Origin of the sequence: Streptomyces sp. NPDC052101 (assembly GCF_040680235.1) — a bacterium.
GTDB lineage: Bacteria > Actinomycetota > Actinomycetes > Streptomycetales > Streptomycetaceae > Streptomyces.
On record NZ_JBFAWH010000008.1, the window covers coordinates 165,324 to 186,185 of the forward strand.

Annotated in this window: 18 protein-coding genes; 3 read left to right on the forward strand and 15 right to left on the reverse strand. The window is 71.6% G+C overall.

Translation table 11 applies throughout. From position 1 onward, the window contains the following. Positions 1-140: 140 nt before the first annotated feature. The 7 genes from cobT to AB0L75_RS17080 all read right to left on the reverse strand — a co-directional run bounded on the left by cobT (position 141) and on the right by AB0L75_RS17080 (position 10,558). Positions 141-4,355: a nicotinate-nucleotide--dimethylbenzimidazole phosphoribosyltransferase gene (gene cobT / locus AB0L75_RS17050; RefSeq protein ID WP_365181502.1), complete on the reverse strand. Its 4,215-nt coding sequence runs from the start codon at positions 4,353-4,355 to the stop codon at positions 141-143. A gap of 345 nt (positions 4,356-4,700) precedes the next feature. Beyond that, positions 4,701-5,963, reverse strand: a complete 1,263-nt coding sequence (gene cbiE, locus AB0L75_RS17055; protein ID WP_365181504.1) for a precorrin-6y C5,15-methyltransferase (decarboxylating) subunit CbiE — start codon at positions 5,961-5,963, stop codon at positions 4,701-4,703. Between the two features lie 86 nt (positions 5,964-6,049). After that, a complete protein-coding gene (locus tag AB0L75_RS17060; protein ID WP_365181506.1) occupies positions 6,050-6,688 on the reverse strand; it encodes a GNAT family N-acetyltransferase in 639 nt (212 codons plus the stop codon). A 149-nt stretch (positions 6,689-6,837) separates the two neighbouring features. Next, entirely contained in the window at positions 6,838-7,668 is an 831-nt protein-coding gene (locus AB0L75_RS17065) for a MetQ/NlpA family ABC transporter substrate-binding protein (protein ID WP_365181508.1), read from the reverse strand. A gap of 117 nt (positions 7,669-7,785) precedes the next feature. After that, positions 7,786-8,532: a methionine ABC transporter permease gene (locus tag AB0L75_RS17070; RefSeq protein ID WP_365181510.1), complete on the reverse strand. Its 747-nt coding sequence runs from the start codon at positions 8,530-8,532 to the stop codon at positions 7,786-7,788. Beyond that, entirely contained in the window at positions 8,529-9,563 is a 1,035-nt protein-coding gene (locus tag AB0L75_RS17075) for an ATP-binding cassette domain-containing protein (RefSeq protein WP_365181512.1), read from the reverse strand. The genes AB0L75_RS17070 and AB0L75_RS17075 overlap by 4 nt, the downstream gene beginning before the upstream one ends. A 344-nt stretch (positions 9,564-9,907) precedes the next feature. Continuing rightward, positions 9,908-10,558, reverse strand: coding sequence for an HAD family hydrolase (locus AB0L75_RS17080; protein ID WP_365181514.1), 651 nt, complete (start codon positions 10,556-10,558; stop codon positions 9,908-9,910). Between the two features lie 69 nt (positions 10,559-10,627). Between AB0L75_RS17080 and AB0L75_RS17085 the strand changes: the two genes are divergently transcribed. Then, a complete protein-coding gene (locus AB0L75_RS17085) occupies positions 10,628-10,987 on the forward strand; it encodes a hypothetical protein (RefSeq protein WP_067134221.1) in 360 nt (119 codons plus the stop codon). Next, the gene (locus tag AB0L75_RS17090; protein WP_365181517.1) at positions 10,968-11,408 is read left to right on the forward strand and encodes a hypothetical protein; all 441 of its coding nucleotides are present in this window, start codon (positions 10,968-10,970) and stop codon (positions 11,406-11,408) included. Before AB0L75_RS17085 ends, AB0L75_RS17090 begins: the two co-directional genes overlap by 20 nt. Here AB0L75_RS17090 and AB0L75_RS17095 read toward each other — a convergent pair. From AB0L75_RS17095 to AB0L75_RS17105, 3 genes are all read right to left on the reverse strand, one after another. Continuing rightward, on the reverse strand, positions 11,398-11,895 hold the full coding sequence (locus tag AB0L75_RS17095) for a GNAT family N-acetyltransferase (RefSeq protein WP_365181721.1): 498 nt from the start codon (positions 11,893-11,895) through the stop codon (positions 11,398-11,400). The genes AB0L75_RS17090 and AB0L75_RS17095 overlap by 11 nt on opposite strands. A gap of 45 nt (positions 11,896-11,940) precedes the next feature. Then, complete coding sequence (locus AB0L75_RS17100) at positions 11,941-12,450, reverse strand: sigma-70 family RNA polymerase sigma factor (protein WP_365181519.1); 510 nt, start codon at positions 12,448-12,450, stop codon at positions 11,941-11,943. Positions 12,451-12,541: 91 nt separating this feature from the next. Continuing rightward, the gene (locus AB0L75_RS17105; RefSeq protein ID WP_365181521.1) at positions 12,542-13,720 is read right to left on the reverse strand and encodes a glycerophosphodiester phosphodiesterase; all 1,179 of its coding nucleotides are present in this window, start codon (positions 13,718-13,720) and stop codon (positions 12,542-12,544) included. Positions 13,721-14,037: 317 nt separating this feature from the next. Between AB0L75_RS17105 and AB0L75_RS17110 the strand changes: the two genes are divergently transcribed. After that, positions 14,038-14,709 carry a lysophospholipid acyltransferase family protein gene (locus tag AB0L75_RS17110; RefSeq protein WP_365181523.1) on the forward strand — a complete coding sequence of 224 codons (672 nt, stop codon included), beginning with the start codon at positions 14,038-14,040 and terminating at the stop codon, positions 14,707-14,709. Between the two features lie 79 nt (positions 14,710-14,788). Here the strand turns inward: AB0L75_RS17110 and AB0L75_RS17115 are convergent, their stop codons facing one another. The 5 genes from AB0L75_RS17115 to AB0L75_RS17135 form a co-directional block, all read right to left on the reverse strand. After that, on the reverse strand, positions 14,789-16,315 hold the full coding sequence (locus tag AB0L75_RS17115) for an MFS transporter (protein ID WP_365181525.1): 1,527 nt from the start codon (positions 16,313-16,315) through the stop codon (positions 14,789-14,791). Next, a complete protein-coding gene (locus AB0L75_RS17120) occupies positions 16,312-16,863 on the reverse strand; it encodes a helix-turn-helix domain-containing protein (protein ID WP_365181527.1) in 552 nt (183 codons plus the stop codon). The genes AB0L75_RS17115 and AB0L75_RS17120 overlap by 4 nt, the downstream gene beginning before the upstream one ends. An 84-nt stretch (positions 16,864-16,947) precedes the next feature. Further along, entirely contained in the window at positions 16,948-17,919 is a 972-nt protein-coding gene (locus tag AB0L75_RS17125) for an aldo/keto reductase (protein WP_365181529.1), read from the reverse strand. 173 nt (positions 17,920-18,092) lie between these two features. After that, positions 18,093-19,526, reverse strand: coding sequence for an argininosuccinate lyase (gene argH, locus AB0L75_RS17130; protein WP_365181531.1), 1,434 nt, complete (start codon positions 19,524-19,526; stop codon positions 18,093-18,095). Between the two features lie 45 nt (positions 19,527-19,571). Next, positions 19,572-20,768: an argininosuccinate synthase gene (locus AB0L75_RS17135; protein WP_365181533.1), complete on the reverse strand. Its 1,197-nt coding sequence runs from the start codon at positions 20,766-20,768 to the stop codon at positions 19,572-19,574. Positions 20,769-20,862: the final 94 nt, after the last annotated feature.

Below are 20,862 nucleotides of genomic sequence, written 5' to 3' on the forward strand. Positions count from 1 at the left end.
GGGGCGGCTCCTCGGACAGCTGTGCAGTGGGCGCGCTGCGACTCCGGAGCGGCCCTGACGTGCGGATTTTACGGTGTGCGCAGGACACACCGCACGGGTGGTCCGGCAGTTGAACACCGGGCCACCCGCTGTGGTGGCGGCTACTTCTCGGTGACTCCCGCCGAATCGAACGTGGCCACCTCGTGCATCGCCCGCGCCGTGCTCTGGACCAGCGGCAGGGCCAGCAGCGCGCCAGTGCCCTCGCCCAGGCGCAGGTCGAGGTCGACCAGGGGGCGCAGGCCCAGCTTGTTGAGGGCGGCCACATGGCCCGGTTCGGCGCTGCGATGGCCGGCGATGCAGGCCGCCAGCACCTCGGGGGCGATGGCCCGGGCGACCAGGGCCGCGGCACCGGCGCTGACGCCGTCCAGGATCACCGGCGTCCGCAGGGAGGCGCCGCCGAGCAGGAGGCCGACCATGGCCGCGTGCTCGAAGCCGCCGATCGCCGCGAGGACGCCGACCGGGTCGGCCGGGTCCGGCTGGTGGAGTTCCAGGGCGCGCCGGACGACCTCGGTCTTGCGGGCCAGCGTCTCGTCGTTGATGCCGGTGCCCCGGCCGGTGACCTCCGCCGGGTCGGCACCCGTGAAGACGGAGATCAGCGCGGCGGACGCCGTCGTGTTGGCGATGCCCATCTCACCGGTGAGCAGCGCCTTGTTCCCTGCCGCCACCAGGTCGCGGGCGGTCTCGATGCCGACCTCGATGGCCGCCTTGGCCTCCTCGCGGGTCATCGCGGGGCCCGTGGTCATGTCGGACGTACCACCGCGGATCTTGCGGGGCAGCAGGCCCGGGGTGGCCGGGAGGTCGGCGACGACGCCGACGTCCACGACGCACACCTCGGCGCCGACCTGGTTGGCGAAGGCGTTGCAGACCGCTCCCCCGCCGAGGAAGTTGGCCACCATCTGGGCGGTCACCTCCTGCGGCCAGGGGGTGACGCCCTGGGCGTGCACGCCGTGGTCACCGGCGAAGATGGCGACGGCGGCGGGCTCCGGGATCGGCGGCGGGCACTGCCGGGACAGCCCGGACAGCTGTGCGGAGATGATCTCCAGCATGCCGAGCGCGCCGGCCGGTTTGGTCATGCGCTTCTGCCGCTCCCAGGCCTCGCCGAGGGCCTTGGCGTCGAGCGGGCGGATCTGTGCGACGGTCTCGGCAAGCAGGTCGTGGGGTTCCTCTCCGGGCAGGGCGCGGCGGCCGTACGTCTCCTCGTGCACCACCCAGGACAGGGGGCGCCGCTTGGACCAGCCGGCCTGCATCAGCTCGGGCTCGTCCGGGAACTCGTCGACGTACCCGACACACAGGTACGCGACGACCTCCAGATGCTCGGGCAGGCCGAGCGCGCGGACCATCTCCCGCTCGTCGAAGAAGCTGACCCAGCCGACGCCGAGGCCTTCGGCGCGGGCGGCGAGCCAGAGGTTCTCCACCGCGAGCGCCGAGGAGTAGGGCGCCATCTGCGGCTGGGTGTAGCGGCCGAGGGTGTGGCGGCCGCCGCGGGTGGGGTCGGCGGTGACGACGATGTTGACCGGGGTGTCGAGGATGGCCTCGATCTTCAGTTCCTTGAACTGCTTGGCCCGGCCCTTGGGCAGCGACTTGGCGTACGCCTCGCGCTGTCGCATCGCCAGTTCGTGCATCGTCCGCCGGGTCTCGGCGGAACGGATGACGACGAAGTCCCAGGGCTGCGAGTGCCCCACGGAGGGCGCCGTGTGGGCCGCCTCCAGGACACGCAGCAGCACCTCGTGCGGGATGGGGTCGCTGCGGAAGCCGTTGCGGATGTCGCGGCGCTCGCGCATGACCTTCAGGACGGCCTCGCGCTCGGCTTCGGCGTAGCCGGGCGCGGCGGGGCCGGTGGACCGGGGTGCTTCCGCCACGGCAGCCGTGCTCTCTTCTTCCTGGTCGGCGGCCCTGGTCTGCAGGTCCTCCGCTTGCTGTACGACATCGGGGGCGGGCTCCGCGCCCGGTGCCCCGGGGGCGACGCCTCGCTCGCCCTCGCGCGGCGCGGGCACCATGGCCACCGGCTGCGGCGCGTCCTGCGCGGGCAGGACCAGGGGCTGCGGCGGGGTCGGCGCCAGATGCGGGGTGGTGGGCACCTGGCCCTCGACCTGCACGAACTGCCCGAGCGGCTGCTCCGGACGCGGCTCCTGCGGAACCTCGGACGTCAGCGGCTCGACCGGCGCGTCGAAGACCGGCTGCCCGGGCGTGTCCGGGTGCGCGGGTGTCTGCGAGTCCGGCTGGGCGGGTGTCTGCGGGTGCGCGACCGCCTCGGGGTGCGCGGCGGAACCGCCGTCCGGCAGGGGCTCGGCTTCAGCCGCGGCAGGCACGGGGGCGACGTCGGCAGGCTGCTGTGCCTGCGGGCCGGCGGGAGCGCCGGACTCGGTCACGGGGGCCGCTTCGGTGGCGGCGACGACCTGGTGGACGGGGCCCTGGGCGGCCGGCCCGGGCTGGGGCGCGACGGCGGGCTCGGCCTCCGGGGCGCTGGGCACGGCCTGAGCGGCGGGTGCGGCGGGCGCGGCAGGCACGACGGGTTCGGCCAGCTGGGGGCCCTGAGCGGGGTAGAGGTGGGGCTCGGCAGCGGCGACGGCCGGGGCCGGTACGGCGGCCTGGGCCGGGGTGGCGACGGCGGCCTCGGCCTCCGCCGTCTCCGGCGCGGCTACGGGCGCGGGTCCAGGGGTGCCGGACGCGGGCATGGCCGGGGCCACGGCCTCGGGGGCCTGTACGACTTCGGCCTCGGGGACTTGTACGGCTTCGGCAGCGGGCGCCGGCTGAGCATTGGTCGGCTGACCGTCCACCGCGCTCGTCTCAGCGGCTACCACGCCGGGCTCGACCGTTGCCACGCCGGGCTGAGCGTCCTCCACGCCCGGCTGCGGCTCCACGGGCGCTGCGGCGGGCGTGGCCGGGGCGTGCTGCGCGGGGACGACCGTCTCGCCCTGGGCCGGAACGGCCTCGGGGGCGACCTGGGCGGCGTCGGACGCCTCCGGTGCGGGAGCGGTGTCCGCAGTCTCGGCGACCGCAGGGGCCTGCCCGGCGTCGGTGGCCGGCTGGGCCGCCACCTCGGACGGCTGGACGGGCTGGGCAGCGGCGCTGACCTGCACGCCCTCCTGCACGCCCGCTTGCGCGTCTGCCTGCGTCCCGTCCGGCACGGCCTGAGCCGCCGGTTCCTGGACGGCTACGGCACCCTGCTCCACCGGCTGCGTCACCGTTTCCTGCGCGGGGACCGCCGTCTCCGGCGCGTACGGCTCCTCCGCGGCGACCGGCGCGGTCTCGGCAACGGCATCCCCCGCGGGCGGACCGGTCTCCGTCACCGCCGCCTCCTCGGCCACGGGCACGGGCACGGCCACGCCGTCGCCCGAAGCACCGTCAGCGGCGACCGGCCCGCCGTCCACCGCGGCCGTGCCCTCGGCGGGCTGCCCGTCGGGCTCACCCTGGCCGGCCTCGGCGGAAGACTGAGGGGCACTCTCCGGCCCCTGCTCCGCGACGAACGGGGCGACGCCCTCAGCGGGCACCGCGTCCGAAGGAGCCCCCGCAGGAGCCGTGTACACCCCGTCGTGACCGTGCGCGGGCTGCACGCCGTCGTGTCCGTGCACCACTTGAGCGGTGTCCGGACCCTGCGCGGCCGCCTGGTCGGTGAGACGGGCGACGGCGGCCTGGGCGGCGTCGGCCGGGTCGGCGGGGTCCGCGGGGGCGGTGGCCGGAGCAACCGTTTCGGCAGCCGGTGCCTGTGCGCCGACCTGGGCCACGGCGGTCGGTGCCGGTGCGCCGGCCTCGGCCGTCGCGGGGGCGGTGGGCGCCGCGCCCCAGGGAGCCGCGCTCTGCGGGGCCATGTCGCGAAGCGGCTGGGCGTCGAGGTACTCGGGCCCGGTCGCGGGCGGGCCGGGCTGCCGTACCGGCGCTCCGGCCGGGCCGCGGTCGGCGAGGGAGCGGACCGGGCTGGCGGAGGCGTCGGGGATGGGCGGGCCGAGGTGCAGCGGCCGGCGCGGCGGCTGCGCGGCGGCCGGCTGGTCCTGCGGGGCCGAGAGGATGGGCGACGGCGGCACGGACGCCGGGGCCGGGTTCGGCAGACGGACGCCATTGAGGTCGACGGAGCCGCTGTCGCGGCCGGCCGTCTCGTGCGGGCCCGGCTCATGGACGGCCTCGACGACCGGTTCCGGAGCGGGTGGCGGCACCTCGTTGCCCCACGCGCCCTGGGCACCCGGCAGCAGCAGGTCTTCGTCCTCGGCGGGTGACTCGGAGAGGTAGGTGTACGCACCGTGCGCGGGAACGCCCGGCTGCTCCACCATGCCTGCGCTCTCCGGCTGCCCCTCGGCCGGGACCTGGCCGGTGTCGGTCATGCGTACCCCTCGCCCATCGGTTTCGTGCTCCTACGACCAGCTCACCCGGAACGGCGCACCGACCGCCCGTAGTGAAGAACGAGCGTCCGTGCCCAGCGGCACGAACGACCCGCCGGAAAAGGCGACAAAGCCATTCAGTGGCATTGTCCCGGCCGTTCCGCCGTCGCGACAGCATGATCCGCGACAGCCCGCTGTGGACTGCGCCACGTTGCGCATCCACCGGTTCCGCAGTACCACACCCACCCCAAAACGGGCGCGCTTTCCGGACATTGGCGAACGAAGTTCCGGGCCGCCCGGTGTGGCACAACGATCGGCCAGCCTACCGCGCGCAGTACGACAACAGGATCACGGGGCGCGGTCCGGTAGGACGCCGCTGAGCAGGAACGCGACACTCCGTTCGGTCTCGGTCCAGGCGCGGGTGTCGAGTTCGACGGACTGCAGCAGCGCGCACTCGACCCGGTATCCGTGCTCGGTCAGGTCGCGCCCGACGAGTTCGGCCGCGTCGCGGGTCGCCGCGTGTGTGACGATGCGCTGCGGGCGCCGGTCGGCGACCGCGGAGACGACGGCCGCTCCCCCGCCGCCGACCCGGACCACGTCGGGTTCGGGGAGGTTCTCCAGGACGTGCGGGGCGATGCCCTGGACCACTTGGAGCTGGACGCCGAAGCGGCGCGCGACGGCATCGGTCCGGGCGCAGGCCCGCGGGTCCCGGTCGACGGCGATGACGGCCGCGCCGGCGCGCGCGGCCTCGACGGCGAACGCGCCGGAACCGCTGCCGATGTCCCAGACGAGGTCGCCGACCCGGGGGCCGAGGCGGGCGAGTTGTGCGGCGCGCAGCAGTTCCGTCTCGCCCTCGCCGAGACCGCGACCGAGACTGGGGCCTGGTCCAGGCCCGGGTCCGGGCCGCTCGGCGTACGTCTCGTCGGGCTGTACCCAGCCGCGCGGGCCCGTGCCCGGGTCGCGGCCGGCGATCCAGTCGCCGCTGTCCGCCGCGCCGCCTCGTGCGGCGGGTCCGCCGATGACGATGACGACGTTGGGGTCGCGCCAGGTGTGGTCGGGGGCCTTGTCGGAGGTGACGACGGTGACCTGCTCGCGTTCGGTGCCCAGTTCCTCGCAGATGACGAAGGTCCGGTGGACGCCCTCCAGCAGGAGCCCGAGTTCGGCGGGTCCGGCGCCCGGTGCGGTGAGGACGGCGACCTTGGTGTGGGCGCGGCAGACGTTGACGGCGCGGCGCAGGGTGCGCGGGTGGGCGACGACCACCTGGGCGTCGTCCCAGGGCATGCCGGCGCGGGCGAAGGCGGCGGCGACCGAGGAGACGGCGGGGACGACCTCGACCTCCAGGCCGAACTCCGGTGCGCGCAGGGTGCGTACGACGCCGAAGAATCCGGGGTCGCCGTCGGCGAACACGACGGCGGTGCCACGGTGGGCGGCGATCCGGCGGGCGGCGAGCGCGACGCTGCCCAGGCGGACGCGTTCGGCGGTGGGCGGCACCTCGGGCAGCGCCAGGTGGTGGGGCGCGCCGGCCACGAGCGTGGCGGCGCCGAGGGCGGCGCGTGCCGCTTCGGTCAGCGGCGAGCCGTCCCAGCCGATCACCGTGACCCGGTCGGCCATCGTCGTCTCTCCAGGTCGTCGCAGGTCGTCAGGGGTAGGGGCCGCGTGGCCCGGCTCCGTGAGCGTACCCGGTGATGCTCAGGGACTCAGTTCCAGTCCGAGTACGCGCTGAAACCGTCCGTGTCGGCGAGCTGCCCGCCGGCCCCGGCCAGGTCTTCCGGCAGCAGGCTCCAGACGATGACATCGGTGCGGACGTCCGTCCATGTCCCGTCCGGGGTTCTGCTGCGGGCTATCCAGGCACCGCGCAGTACGCCTTCGCTGATACAGCCGATCTTCTGGGCCACCTGCTGGGACGCGGTGTTGTCGGCGGCGGTGCGCAGCTCCAGGCGCTCGAACTTCTGGTCGTGGAACAGCCATTGCGCGGTGGCCAGAGCGGCCTCGGAGGCGTAACCCTCGCCGCGGGCCCACGGGGCGATGACGTAGGCGATCTCCGTCGAGCGCACCCGCCAGTCGGTGTTGCTCAGATGGACGGTGCCGACCAGGCGCTGGGTGAGGAACTCGTCGACGGCGAACACCGTTCCGCGGCCGTCGGCACGTTCGGCCGGGGCCTGCCTCATGATCCAGTCCCGGGCGTCGGCCGTGGTGTAGGGCTGGGGGACGGAGGTCCAGGTGGCGACCAGTTCGTCGTTCATCATCTCGGCGAAGGCCTCGATGTCCGACTCCTCGAAAGGGCGCAGGACCAACCGCTCCGTGCTGATGGAGACGTTGGGAAAGGTGCCACTCATGCGCCACTCCGTAACTTCGGAAAAACCTTCAGAGCCTGCTGAACTGCCCAGCATGCAGCATGAAACCACTGAACCGCACAACGGGGTCCACACCCGGTGAGGGAGTGGACCCCGTGCGTGGCGAAACGCCGTATACGTGCCGTCAGCTGTCAGAAGGAGGGGATGACCGAGCCCTGGTACTTGTCCTCGATGAACTTCTTGACCTCGGGCGAGGTGAGGAGCTTGGCGAGCTTCTTCACCCGCGGGTCCTTCTCGTTCCCCTTCTTCACGGCGAGGAAGTTGGCGTACGGGTTGTTCTTCGCGGACTCCAGGACGAGCGCGTCCTTGGCGGGCTTGAGGCCCGCGGAGATCGCGTAGTTGCCGTTGACGACCGCGGCGTCCACGTCGTCCAGGGAGCGCGGGGTCTGCGCCGCCTCGACCTCCTTGAACTGGAGGTGCTTGGGGTTCTTGGCGATGTCCTGCGCGGTGGCCTCGTTGCCGGCGCCGGCCTTGAGGGTGATGAGCCCGCCCGCGGCGAGCAGCTTCAGGGCGCGGGCCTCGTTGACGGCGTCGTTCGGGACGGCGATGGTCGCACCGCTCTTGAGGGCGTCGGCCTTCTTGACCTTGTGGGAGTAGAGGCCGAGCGGCTCCAGGTGCACCGTGACGACGGGCACGACGTGGGTGCCGTGCTTGCTGTTGAAGTCGTCCAGGTACGGCTGGTTCTGGAAGTAGTTGGCGTCCACCGAGCCGTCCTCGGTCGCCGTGTTCGGCGTGATGTAGTCCGTGAACTCCTTGACCTCCAGGTCGAGGCCCGCCTTCTTCGCCAGGTTCTTCTTGACGAAGTCGAGGATCTCGGCGTGCGGGGTCGGGCTCGCGGCGACGACCAGCGGGCCGCTGTAGTCGTGGGAGCCGGAGGAGCTGCCGGAGCCGCAGGCGGTCAGCCCGAAGGTGAGGGCTCCGGCGGCGAGGACGGTGGTGGTGAACTTGGCGGTGTTACGCACGAAAAGTGCCTTTCCTTAAGGGTGGTGCGACCCCGAATCGGGGCTGTCGGCGCGAAGCGCCGTCGTTGAGGGGTGGTGGTCGGGTGACGGGTGGGCGTACGGGGAGTCTTGGGGGTGCTAGGCGGCCTTGCCGACGTCGGCGGCCTTCTTGACGTCGGCCTCCTTCGCCTTCAGCAGGCGGAGCCTCGGCGCCGGGCCGGAGCGGCCGCCGCGGCTGTGCAGGGAGCGGGCCGCGAAGTCGCCGGCGAACTGGATCAGGGAGATCACGACAGCGAGGATCGCAATGGTGATCCACATCAGCTCGGTCTCGAAGCGCTGGTAGCCGTAGCGGACGGCGAGGTCGCCGAGGCCGCCGCCGCCGACCGTGCCGGCCATGGCGGAGTAGCCGATCAGGGCGATGATCGTGGTGGTGGTGCTGGCGATCAGCGAGGGCAGGGCCTCGGGGACGAGCACCTTGCGGACGATCGTCCAGGTGTTGCCGCCCATGGACTGCACGGCCTCGACGAGACCGTTGTCCACTTCGCGGACGGCCGTCTCGACCAGCCGGGCGAAGAACGGCATACCGCCGATGGCGAGCGGCACGATCGCCGCGGTCGTACCGATCGTGGTCCCGGTGACCCAGCGCGTGAAGTTCATCAGCGCGACCATCAGGATGATGAACGGCATGGACCGGCCGATGTTCACGATCTGGCCGATCACCTTGTTGGCGAGGACGTTCTGCAGCAGGCCGCCCCGGTCGGTGAGGACGAGGAGGACGCCGAGCGGGAGGCCGACGGCGACGGCGATCAGGGTGGACCACAGCACCATCGAGAGCGTCTCGGAACACGCCTGGGACAGCAACGGCTGCATCTCGGACCAGGTCACTTGGCACCTTCCTTCACCAGCAGAGCCTCCTGGCCCACCACGTCGATCTGCAGGCCCTGTTCGCGCAGGAACCCGATCGGCACCACGTTGTCCTCGTAGCGGCCGGGCAGTTCGATGCGCATGCGGCCGATCTGCAGGCCGCCGACGGTGTCGATGGCGGCGCCGAGGATCGAGATGTCGATGTTGTAGGTGCGCGCGAGCTGGGAGACGACCGGCTGGGTGGCGGCCTCGCCGTGGAAGGTGACGTCGAGGACAGTCCGGTCCTCGTCCGTGCGCTCGCCGCTCACCGGGAACAGCGCGGCGGCCAGCTCGGAGCCGGGGGTGGCCAGCAGCTCGCTGACCGTGCCGGACTCCACGATCCGGCCCTTCTCCATGAGGGCGGCGGAGTCGCAGATCGACTTCACGACGTCCATCTCGTGGGTGATGAGCAGGACGGTCAGGCCCAGCTGCCGGTTCAGGTCGCGCAGCAGCTGGAGGATGGAGCGGGTGGTCTCGGGGTCGAGGGCGCTGGTGGCCTCGTCGGAGAGCAGCACCTTGGGGTCGCCGGCGAGGGCGCGGGCGATGCCGACGCGCTGCTTCTGGCCGCCGGAGAGCTGGGCGGGGTAGGCCCCCGCCTTGTCGGCGAGGCCGACCAGGTCGAGCAGTTCCAGCGCCTTGCGGGAACGTTCCTTGCCGGACTTCCCGAGGATCTCCAGCGGCAGCTCGACGTTGTCCCGCACGGTCCGCGAGGAGAGCAGGTTGAAGTGCTGGAAGACCATGCCGATACGGCTGCGCGCCTGGCGCAGTTCCCGGCCGGCGCGCGGGCCGCGCCCGGCGAGGGCGGTGAGGTCCTGCCCGGCGACGGTCACGGTGCCGGAGGTGGGGCGCTCCAGCAGGTTGACGCAGCGGATGAGGGAGGACTTGCCGGCGCCGGACTGGCCGATGACGCCGTAGACCTCGCCTTCGCGAACGTGCAGGTCGACGCCGTCGAGGGCGGTGACCTCACGGCCGCGGGAGCGGTAGACCTTGGTCAGGCCCGAGGTGGTGATCACAGGATTTCCGTCACTGTCGAGTGCGCGGGCGTGGGTGTGCCCGGGCACGGGTGCATGCGGTTCAGGCATGGAGAGTGGGGGTGCGTCGCGTACGGACTACGGCGCACGGACATGCCACGGCTCTCGCTTCGGGGCGCGAGGCTCAGCTGATGCGGGGGCCCTCTAGAAGGCGCACATTCGGCACATCAGGCGACACATACAACGAGCACCGGGCGTCATGGTCGCCTCGGTCGCAAAGGTGCGGCAGCTCGTCGTGGTCATGCGATCAGTAAAGCAGACGTACGGTCCTGACCGGCCGCCGCTGTCCGGATAGTGGACAGCGGCGGACAGCCCCGTCCGGGCGCTCAGCGGCGCACGGAGACTTCCACACCTCGGTCGGTGACCAGTGCGGACAAGGCCGACAGGTCCTTCACCACGAGGTCGGCGTCCAGCTCGTCCTCGAGGTGGGTTGTGGCCAACGCCACGGTGGTCATTCCGGCGGCCCGTCCGGCCTGCAGTCCGGCCGGGGCGTCCTCGAAGACCACGCAGTGGGCGGGGTCGACGCCGAGGTGCCGGGCGGCGAGCAGGTAGGGCTCGGGGTCGGGCTTGCCGCGCGTGATGTCGTCGGCGGCGATCAGCGTCTTGGGCAGGATGCCGACGGCGTCCAGGCGGGCCTCGGCGAGCCGCCGGGTGGCGGAGGTGACGACGGCCCAGCGGTCGGCCGGCAGGGAGTCGAGGAGGTCCCTGGTGCCGGGCAGCAGCCGCACCCCGCCCTCGGGTACGTCCGCCACCTCCAGCTGCTCGACCCGGGCGACCGCCTCCGGCACCAGGTGGGCGGGCAGCAGGTCGGCGACTATCTCGGCGGCGGGCCGCCCGTGCAGCTCCACGCGCCCGAACTCCTCGGCGGTGATCCCGTACTCCCCGGCCCAGCAGGTCCAGCAGCGCTCGACGGAGTCGAGGGAGGAGACGAGGGTGCCGTCGTTGTCGAAGAGGAGGGCGTGCGCATGGATCTTCATGGTCTAGACCCTACGGCGTACGGCGGGGTCGGCGGCCGGCGCCCGTTTCCGCCGTAATAAGGTCACCGCATGCTCAATGCCCTGACGCTGGTGACCGGTGTCGCCGCGCTGCTGCTCGCCGCCTGGTGCGGCTGGGCCGCCCATCGGGACCAGCCGACCAAGGACTGGCACTTCATCGGCATGGCCGTGGTGTCGCTGCTGGCGGTGATCCAGCTGGTGGTCGGGATCGTGCAGCTGGCGCGGGGCGAGAAGCCGGAGCAGGGCACGACGATCTTCGTGGCGTATCTGCTGGGCGCGTTCGCGTGCGTTCCGGCGGCGGGGTTCATGTCACTGGCCGAGCGGACCCGCTGGGGCTCGGTGACGGTCGCCGCCGGCGGTGTGGTGCTGGCTGTGCTGGAGGTGCGGCTCTATGACATCTGGGGAGGCTGAGGTGACGGCCGTGGAGGAGAAGCCGACCCGGTTGATCAGCGGTCCGGGCATGCTGCTCGTGTGGTTCTACGGCGTGATGGTCGTCGGCGCGGTGTCACGCTCGGCGTACCAGATCAGCACGGACTTCCACCGGGCGCCGCTGCCCTATGCGCTGTCGGCCGTGGCCGGGGTGGTGTACGGGTTCATCACGTACACGCTGATCCGGGGCGGGGAGACCGCTCGGCGGGCCGCACTGGCGTGCTGCGCCGCCGAGCTGGCGGGTGTGCTGATCGTGGGCACCTGGACCCTGGTCGACCGCTCGGCGTTCCCGGACACGACGGTCTGGTCGTACTACGGGGCGGGCTACATCTTCATTCCGGTGCTGCTGCCGCTGTCCGCCATGTACTGGCTGCGCAGGGCCCGGAACACCGTCAAGCCGTAGCCGCGTACGTCCCCGCCTGCTTCTCCAGGATGATCAGCTCCACTCCGTCCGCACCCTTGGAGCGGCCCACCGTCTCGTAGCCGGAGCGGCGGTACAGGCGGAGGTTGCCCTCGCTGCGGTGGCCGGTGAAGAGGCGGAAGCGGGTGGCGCCGCGCTGCTCGGACAGGGCCGTCTCGGCCGCGCGCAGCAGCCGCGCGCCGATGCCGTGGCCCTGCAGGCGCGGGTGGACGCAGAGCTTGCCGATGGCGGCCGCGCCGTCCTCGGTGACCCTGCCGCGCACGGAGCCGACCACCTCGTCGCCGAGCCGGGCGACGAAGACGCAGTCGGAGGCGACTTCCGCCCGGACGGAGTCCAGGGTTTGGACGAGCGGGTCGATGCGGTAATTGCCGTACAGCGCCGCCTCGCTCTGGAAGCACAGGTACTGGAGCCTGAAGATCTGCTCCGCGTCCTGCTCGGTCGCCACCGAGATGGTCACGCTCATGCCCATGTGCGCACGCCTCCCGCTCACCTGATCACCTGTCGTCCCTCACTCCTATCCCCGCGCTTCGCGGGCCGCAACCTCCGGCGTGAGCAATCGGCGCAGACATCCCAGACATCTGGAGCGTTCAGGGCCAAGGCTGCCCTGTGAGATACCCAACTCCCCCGCGATCTCCCGGTATGTCAGGTCCTCCGGGGAGAGCAGGGCCTCGATGAGCCGGGGGCAGCGGCCGGGCAGCCGGCGCACCGCGTCGCGCAGCGCCCGGCGCCGGGCGGCCGCGAGGACGTACTGCTCGGGGTCGGTGCGCAGGTCGTCGGCCGGCTCGGCGCCGTACGGACGTTCCCGGCGGGTGGTGCGGCGGCTGCGGCGGGCCTCGGCGCGGACGGCCTTGCGCAGCCAGCCCTGTGGATCCGGCGGCGGCCCCTCGGCCTCCAGGTGCTCCAGCAGGCGGAGCCAGACGGCCTGCTCCAGATCGCCCGGCTCACTCCCGGCGGCATATGCCTCGGCCGAGGCCTCGGCGGTGAGCAGCGGGTGCAGTGCGGCCACCAGGTAGTCGTGCGTCATATGCGGAACGACGCGCCGCCCCGGAAGCAGGTTTCCGGGGCGGCGCACAGTCAGCCCGAACGGGGGGCGACGGGGCTGCGGGTTGACGCGGTCAGCCGGCCAGGAAGTCGGCGCGGGCGAGCACGCCGGTGTCGGCGTTGTCGGTGAAGACACCGTCGATGCCGGTCGCGAAGTACGTCTTGAACGCACCGAAGGGGTCGCCGTAGGCGTCGGCCGCGCTGCCCTTGCGGTACTCGGCCGGGAGGAACGGGTTCTCGTTGCGCATGGTGTAGGGGTGCAGGACCAGGCCCACCTTGTGCGCGTCGGCGACCAGGGTGGTCGGCTCGGTGAGGTTGCCGTTCGCGTCCTTCGGGATGACCAGGTCCAGCGTCGGGCCGATGCCCTGGGCGTAGCCGGCCATCTCCCGCAGGCCCTTGGGGGTGATCAGGTCGGCGACCGTGCGCGGGTCGCCCGCCTCGACGAAGTCGTAGGGGCGGCTGTTCGCCGTGGACAGCAGCACGACGAGCGGGTTGTCGACCAGCTGGTTCAGCTTCTGGATGCTGCTGGGCTCGAAGGACTGCAGTATGACCGGCGCGTTCCGGCCGTCCTTGCCGTACTTGCGCAGCAGCTTCGCCACCCGCTCCTCCAGGCCGAGGCCCAGCTTGCGGAAGTAGGTGGGGTGCTTGGTCTCGGGGTAGATCCAGACCTGCTTGCCGCGCTTGCGGGTCTGCTCGTCCTGCCACTTCAGGACCTCTTCGAACGTGGGTATCTCCCAGCGCCCGTTGTAGAGGGTGTTGTGGGGGCGGTTGGCCGGGATGCGTTCTACCGCGCGAAGGGTCTTCAGTTCGGCGAGCGTGAAGTCCTCGGTGAACCAGCCGGTGGTCGCGACGCCGTCCAGCATCTTGGTGGTCTTGCGGTCGGCGAACTCCGGGTGCGCGGCGACGTCCGTGGTGCCGCCGATCTCCGGCTCGTGCCGGCAGACGAGATGGCCGTCCTTGGTGGGCACCAGGTCACCGGCCTCGACGACGTCGGCGCCCAGGTCCAGGGCCAGGTTGTACGAGCCGAAGGTGTGCTCCGGGCGGTAGCCGCTGGCGCCCCGGTGACCGATGATCGTCGGCACCGGCAGGCTCTTCAGCCCCCGGCCGCCCCGCCCTGCCGTACCGGCCTCGGCGGCACCGGCCGCGCCCGGCAGTCCGAGGACCGCCCCGCTCGCCGCTCCGAACACCGCCGCGCCGAGGATCGCCCGCCGTGCGGTGCCCTGCGTCTTCTCGTTCACCTGGTCGCTGCCCATCAGCGCCTCCTGCCCATTCGTACTTCAGTCCGGGCCGATCGTAGGGGCGTTGACGTGTCCGGAGAGAGTCCTGGGCCGGAACGTGTGGGTGCTGCCGGCTGTCCTGTGGGGGCCGGAGTGATGTTGCGCGCGATCTTCGTCACATCGCCGCAGGACGGTCACAGCCCGTCTCCGGGGCGTCACCGCAGGTAAACCCGTGTCAACTCTTCGTAAGACCTCGGTGAACCGGCCCTCCCCGATGTGCGTCTTCCCAGGAGCCCCGAGTAATGTCCTCACCTGCACAGACTCATATCGCCCCCCTGACATCGGAGGACCCGTTGTCCCGCTTCGCGCTCATCAAGGCAGTGCTCGGACCGATCATGCGCCTGATGTTCCGCCCACAGGTGGAGGGCGTGGAGCACATCCCGGGGGACGGCCCGGTCATCCTGGCGGGCAATCACCTCACCTTCATCGACTCGATCGTGCTGCCGGTCGTCACCAAGCGGCAGGTGTTCTTCATCGGCAAGGACGAGTACGTCACCGGCAAGGGCTTCAAGGGCCGCCTGATGGCCTGGTTCTTCACCGGCGTCGGCATGATCCCGGTGGACCGGGACGGCGCGAGCGGTGGTGTGGCGGCGCTGATGACCGGCCGGCGGATCCTGGAGGAGGGGAAGATCTTCGGGATCTACCCCGAGGGCACGCGATCGCCCGACGGACGGCTGTACCGGGGGCGCACCGGTATCGCGCGGCTGACGCTGATGACCGGTGCGCCGGTTGTCCCCTTCGCCATGATCGGCACGGACAAGCTGCAGCCGGGGGGCAGCGGTATCCCGCGGCCCGGTCGGGTGACCGTTCGGTTCGGCGAGGCCATGGAGTTCTCGCGGTACGACGGGATGGACCGGGACCGGTATGTGCTGCGCGCCGTCACCGACTCGGTGATGGCCGAGGTCATGCGGCTGTCCGGGCAGGAGTACGTGGACATGTATGCGACCAAGGCAAAAGCAGCCTAGCGCCGCTGGCAGTTCGGCCGGTTTTCGGGTGCGGGTGCGTAGGGGCTGGTCGCGCAGTTCCCCGCGCCCCTAGGAAGTTTCACTCCCCTGCGCTTTCCAGTTTCTGGCCCCTCAGCAGGAACCACGCCGCCACCGCCGTTGCCAGCAGGACCGCTGCTCCCGCGCCGGAGGCCAGGTGGAGGCCGTGGACGAAGGATTCCCGGGCCGCGTCGAGCATCTGCTGGGCCGTGTGCGGGGGCAGGTGGGTGGAGGCCTCGACGGCCGCGCCCAGTGATTCGTGGGCCTGGGGCGGGGTGCCCGCCGGACCCGTGAAGTCACGGTAGACGCCCGTCACGATCGAGCCCAGCAGGGCGATGCCGAGGGCCGCGCCCAGTTCGTACGCCGTCTCGGAGACCGCCGAGGCGGCGCCCGCCTGTTCCTTGGGCACGCTGGAGAGGATGACGTCGGCCGTCACCGTGAAGGAGAAGCCGGCGCCGATGCCGACGACCAGCAGTGCCGCGCCGAGGGCCGGGTAGCCCGTGGACGCGCCCAACGTGGTCAGCACGGCCAGGGCGAGGCCCACCGCGGCGAGGCCGCCGGAGACCACGGCCCGTACCGAGAAGCGGCGGGCGGCGCGGCCCGCCATCAGGCCGGACACCACCGCGCCGACAGCGGCGGGCAGTTCGGCAAGGCCCGCCTCGAACGGGCGCCTGCCCTGGACGAGTTGCAGGTACTGGGAGAGGAAGAACACCAGGCCGGACAGGCCGAGCACGGTCAGCAGGTCGGCGAGGACCGCTCCGCTGAAGCCGCGGCGCCTGAACAGCCGCATGTCCAGCAGCGGGGTCGGCATGGTGAGCTGACGGTGGACGAAGCCGTAGAGCGCGGCGGCGCCCAGCAGGCCGGCGGCGAGCGTGGGACCGGTGACGCCGTGCGTGGCCGCCTCCTTGACCGCGTATACGACGCCGATCATGCCGACCAGCGACAGGACGACGCTGATCAGGTCCCAGGGGCCGGGGTTCGGGTTGCGGGACTCGGGCAGCGTGCGGATGCCGACGAGGACCAGGACCGCCATCACCGGCAGGTTGATGAGGAAGACCGAGCCCCACCAGAAGTGTTCGAGGAGGAAGCCGCCCGCGATCGGGCCGACGGCCGTACCGGCGGAGGCCGTCGCGCCCCAGATGCCGACGGCGAGGCTGCGCTCGCGCGGGTCGTGGAAGAGGTTGCGGATCAGGGCGAGGGTGGCGGGCATCAGGGTCGCGCCCGCGACACCGAGCAGCGCCCGCGCCAGGATCATCAGTTCGGGAGTCGTCGCATAGGCGTTGAGCACGGATATCGCGCCGAACGCCGTGGCACCTCCGAGCAGGATCCGCTTGCGGCCGATGCGGTCGCCGAGGCTGCCCATGGAGACCAGCAGACCGGCGATGACGAACGAGTAGACGTCGCCGATCCACAGGAGCTGGGTGCCGGAGGGGTTCAGGTCTTCGCTGATGTAGGGGGTCGCCAGGCCGAGGACGGTGGCGTCGACGGCCACCAGCAGCACGGCCAGGACGAGGACGGAGAGCGCGAGCCAGCGGCCCGGGCGCGTCACCGCCTCCGTCGTCGCGGCCGGCCGCAGGGTGCTGGTCATGATTCCTCTCTTCGTACAGCGCCGCCGAGCAGCAGCTCGGCGACCATCGTCGGGAAGTCCCGGCCGGCCACACGGCCGTCCAGGGTGGCCCAGGCGCACGAGGCGATCAGGCCGTACAGCGCCTCGGTGAGCCAGACCGGTGTGAGGTCGATACGGAACTCGCCCGCCTGCTGGCCGCGTTGGAACACGGCGCCGATCCGGGTGTCCAGGCGCAGCCATCCGTCGTTCTGCCGCTCGCCCTCCCACAGCTGGCTCTCGCCGTACAGGAAGGCGAGCAGGCCCGCCGCGGACTGGATCTCGCGCACCAGCCTGCGTACCGCCTCGCTCGCGGGCCCTTCGTCCAGCCGGGCCCGGTCCACGGCTGCTTCGCACTCCTCGATGCCGAGCGCCTCCAGCGCCCGTACGAGCGCGTCGCGCCCGGCGAAGTGGCGGTGCAGCGTGGCCCGGCTGATCCCTGCGGCCTTGGCGACCTCGTCCATGGTCGCGGTGGATTTACGGGTCAGCAGGGCGGCCGCGCTGCGCAGCACCTGGTCACGGTCGAGAGCCATGAGACAAGGATAGGGCACGTGAGACACTATTGTCTCATTACAGGCATGCGTGAGTCATCAGTGCTGGTCAGCGTGGGTGCGACGTCAGTGCCAGGGCAGCCGGCCGCGCCGCTCCCAGTAGGCGCGGGGATCCTCGGCGAGCGTGGCGAGGCGGGTCAGCTGGTCCGCGTCGAGATCGACGGCCGGGGCGTGGAGGTTGGAGGCGAGCTGGCTGACGGTCGCGGCGCCGGAGAGGACGACACCGGCCCAGGGCTGGCGCAGGATCCAGGCGAGGGCCACGGCGTCGCAACCGAGGGAGGTCTCCTCGGCGACGGCCTTCAGCGCCGGTGGGGCGTGCGGCGCGGCGAGGCCGCCGTTGGCCATGCCCTCCTTGACGATCACGGTCAGGCCGGCGTCGTGCGCCTCGGCGAGGGCGGGGCCTGCCGAGGTCTCCAGCACGTTGTACGTCGACTGGACGGTACGGAAGAGGGGCTCGCCGTCGACCGTGATCGCGAGGGCGGCGCGGACGGCGTCGGCCTGGGCGGGGCCGCTGGTGGAGAAGCCGAGGGTCAGGCCCTGGGCGGCGGCCTCGGCGAGCCGGGCGTGCAGGTCCTTGTCGGTGAGGGCCGGGCTGTCCGGGGTCACCGAGTGGATCTGGTAGAGGTCGAGCCGGTCGCCGAGCAGCGCGTCCGTCTCGGCGCGCTGCCGCTCGTACGCGGCGAGGCTGTGGTCCTTGACCTCGTGCGTCTCGGCGTCCGCCGACCAGTCGGCGGTGTAGGTGTAGCCCCATTTGCTGCCGATGACCACGTCGTCGATGTCGGGGCGGGTGTTCAACCAGTCCGCGAGAAACTCCTCGGACCGGCCGTAGGAGCGGGCTGCGTCGAAGTAGCGGACGCCCTGGGCGTAGGCGGCGTCGAGGAGCTCGTGGGTACGGCTGCGGAGGGTGTCGACGCTGCGGTTCTCTCCGAGGTCTTCCTCGCGGCCGAGGTTGATGTAGCCGGGGCGGCCGACGGCGGCCAGGCCGAGGCCGATGTGGCAGGTCGGGGTGGTTGCTGAGGCCAGTCGGGCGAAGGGCATCGCGGGTTCCGTTCGGTCGGCTCCGGTACGGCTTCCGACCAACGTAACCCGCGACGACACTCCGTTCGGGGAGCCGGGGCGCCTGAGAACTCGAGACTTGCCGTGGTTCGGCGAGTGCCGGTTGTCTGTGGCTTGTCGCGCAGTTCCCCGCGCCCCTTTCGGGGCGCTGCCCCTCAGCTCTTCTTCTTTGCGGCCGCCCATTCGTGCTGGGTCACCACGTCCGCCTTCACCTCTGCCAGCTGTACGGCGACCGCGCTCGGCGCCGTGCCGCCACGGCCGTCGCGGGAGGCCAGGGCGCCGGGCACGTGGAGAACGCCGCGCACCTCCGGAGTGAGATGCGCCGAGATCTTCGCGAACTGCTCGTCCGTGAGGTCGTCCAGCTCCTTGCCCTCGGCCTCGGCGACCTTCACGCACTCCCCCGCGACCTCGTGCGCCACGCGGAACGGCACGCCCTGCTTGACCAGCCACTCGGCGATGTCGGTGGCGAGCGAGAAGCCGGCCGGGGCCAGCTCCTCCATGCGCTCGCGGTGGACGGTGAGGGTGGCGATCATGCCGGTGAAGGCGGGCAGCAGCACCTCCAGCTGGTCGCAGGAGTCGAAGACCGGCTCCTTGTCCTCCTGGAGGTCGCGGTTGTAGGCCAGGGGCAGGGCCTTGAGGGTGGCGAGGAGACCCGTCAGATTGCCGATCAGACGGCCCGACTTGCCTCGTGCCAGCTCCGCGATGTCGGGGTTCTTCTTCTGCGGCATGATCGACGAGCCGGTGGAGAACGCGTCGTGCAGGGTCACGAAGGAGAACTCCTTCGTGTTCCAGATGATGATCTCCTCGGCGATCCGGGAGAGGTTCACACCGATCATCGCCGTGATGAAGGCGAACTCCGCCACGAAGTCACGGGAGGCCGTGCCGTCGATGGAGTTGCCGACGCTGCCGTGCTCGAAGCCGAGGTCCTGCGCGACGGCCTCCGGGTCCAGGCCCAGGGAGGAGCCGGCGAGGGCACCGGAGCCGTACGGCGACACCGCCGTCCGCTCGTCCCACTGGCGCAGCCGCTCGGCGTCCCGGGACAGGGGCTGGACATGGGCGAGGACATGGTGGGCGAAGAGCACCGGCTGGGCGTGCTGGAGGTGGGTACGGCCGGGCATCGCCACGTCCGGGTGGGCCTCGGCGAGACCGATCAGGGCGTCCTGGAGGTCGGCGATCAGGCCGCCGATCGTACGGGCGTGATCCCTGAGGTACATCCGGAAGAGGGTCGCCACCTGGTCGTTCCTCGACCGGCCCGCGCGCAGCTTGCCGCCGAGGTCGGGGCCGAGGCGCTCCAGCAGGCCGCGTTCCAGGGCGGTGTGCACGTCCTCGTCGGCGATGGTGCCCACGAAGGCGCCGGACGCGACGTCGGCCTCCAGCTGGTCGAGCCCGGCGAGCATGCGGGTCAGCTCGTCCTCGGTGAGCAGCCCCGCCTTGTGCAGGACGCGCGCGTGGGCACGCGAGCCGGCGATGTCGTACGGCGCGAGGCGCCAGTCGAAGTGGACGGACGCGGACAGCTTCGCCAGGGCTTCGGCGGGACCGTCGGCGAAACGGCCGCCCCAGAGCCGAACGTCACCGCTGTTGCTGCTCACTTGCACTGCTCCTAGAGAAGTGGGTCGGTCGAGGTGTGCGTCAGGCTATGCCTGCAGATCGCGCCGTGCCGCGATCTTCGACGACAGGCTGTAGATGTCGATGAAGCCCTTGGCGGCGGACTGGTCGAAGGTGTCGCCGGTGTCATAGGTGGCGAGGTCGAAGTCGTACAGGGACGACTCGGAGCGCCGGCCGGTGACGACCGCGCGGCCGCCGTGCAGGGTCATCCGGATGTCGCCGGTCACGTGCCGGCTGGCCTCGTCGATGAAGCCGTCCAGGGCGCGCTTGAGCGGGGAGAACCACTGGCCGTCGTAGACCAGTTCGCCCCAGCGCTGCTCGACCTGCCGCTTGTAGCGGGCGAGTTCGCGCTCGACGGTGACGTTCTCCAGCTCCTGGTGGGCGGTGATCAGGGCGATGGCGCCCGGAGCCTCGTACACCTCGCGGGACTTGATGCCGACGAGCCGGTCCTCGACCATGTCGATCCGGCCGATGCCCTGGGCGCCGGCGCGCTCGTTGAGCTGCTGGATCGCCTGCAGGACGGTGACGGGCCTGCCGTCGATCGCGACCGGGACGCCCTCCTTGAAGGTGATGATCACCTCGTCGGGCTCGCGCGGGACGGCCGGGTCGGCGGTGTAGTCGTAGACGTCCTCGATCGGGGCGTTCCAGATGTCCTCCAGGAAGCCCGTCTCGACGGCGCGTCCGAAGACGTTCTGGTCGATGGAGTACGGGGACTTCTTGGTGGTGGCGATCGGGAGCTGCTTCTCCTCGCAGAAGGCGATCGCCTTGTCCCGGGTCATCGCGTAGTCGCGGACCGGGGCGATGCACTTCAGGCCGGGGGCGAGGGCGACGATGCCGGCCTCGAAGCGGACCTGGTCGTTGCCCTTGCCGGTGCAGCCGTGGGCGACCGTGGTGGCGCCGTGCTTCTGGGCGGCGGCGACGAGGTGCTTGACGATCGTCGGCCGGGACAGGGCCGAGACCAGCGGGTAGCGGTCCATGTAGAGGGCGTTGGCCTTGATCGCCGGGAGGCAGTACTCGTCGGCGAACTCGTCCTTGGCGTCGGCGACCTCGGCCTCGACGGCACCGCAGGCGAGGGCGCGCTTGCGGATGACGTCCAGGTCCTCGCCGCCCTGGCCGACGTCCACCGCGACGGCGATGACCTCGGCGCCCGTCTCCTCGGCGATCCAGCCGATGGCGACGGAGGTGTCCAGACCGCCCGAATAGGCGAGTACGACGCGCTCGGTCACGGGTTTCTCCTCACACTGCACTTGCTGGCATGCATGAGTATGCAGAACTCTGCATGATTCGTCAATCGAGGTGTGCGATGAACGGATGAAACCG

What these genes read in the sequence shown, in the direction of transcription:
- AB0L75_RS17060 (WP_365181506.1), bottom strand. Translation starts at nt 6,688, where the DNA reads ATGAGTGGCACCTTTCCCAACGTCTCCATCAGCACGGAGCGGTTGGTC.
- AB0L75_RS17095 (WP_365181721.1), bottom strand. Translation starts at nt 11,895, where the DNA reads ATGGGCATGAGCGTGACCATCTCGGTGGCGACCGAGCAGGACGCGGAG.
- cobT (WP_365181502.1), bottom strand. Translation starts at nt 4,355, where the DNA reads ATGACCGACACCGGCCAGGTCCCGGCCGAGGGGCAGCCGGAGAGCGCA.
- AB0L75_RS17080 (WP_365181514.1), bottom strand. Translation starts at nt 10,558, where the DNA reads ATGAAGATCCATGCGCACGCCCTCCTCTTCGACAACGACGGCACCCTC.
- AB0L75_RS17115 (WP_365181525.1), bottom strand. Translation starts at nt 16,315, where the DNA reads ATGACCAGCACCCTGCGGCCGGCCGCGACGACGGAGGCGGTGACGCGC.
- AB0L75_RS17100 (WP_365181519.1), bottom strand. Translation starts at nt 12,450, where the DNA reads ATGACGCACGACTACCTGGTGGCCGCACTGCACCCGCTGCTCACCGCC.
- AB0L75_RS17125 (WP_365181529.1), bottom strand. Translation starts at nt 17,919, where the DNA reads ATGCCCTTCGCCCGACTGGCCTCAGCAACCACCCCGACCTGCCACATC.
- cbiE (WP_365181504.1), bottom strand. Translation starts at nt 5,963, where the DNA reads ATGGCCGACCGGGTCACGGTGATCGGCTGGGACGGCTCGCCGCTGACC.
- AB0L75_RS17105 (WP_365181521.1), bottom strand. Translation starts at nt 13,720, where the DNA reads ATGGGCAGCGACCAGGTGAACGAGAAGACGCAGGGCACCGCACGGCGG.
- AB0L75_RS17085 (WP_067134221.1), top strand. Translation starts at nt 10,628, where the DNA reads ATGCTCAATGCCCTGACGCTGGTGACCGGTGTCGCCGCGCTGCTGCTC.
- AB0L75_RS17120 (WP_365181527.1), bottom strand. Translation starts at nt 16,863, where the DNA reads ATGGCTCTCGACCGTGACCAGGTGCTGCGCAGCGCGGCCGCCCTGCTG.
- AB0L75_RS17090 (WP_365181517.1), top strand. Translation starts at nt 10,968, where the DNA reads ATGACATCTGGGGAGGCTGAGGTGACGGCCGTGGAGGAGAAGCCGACC.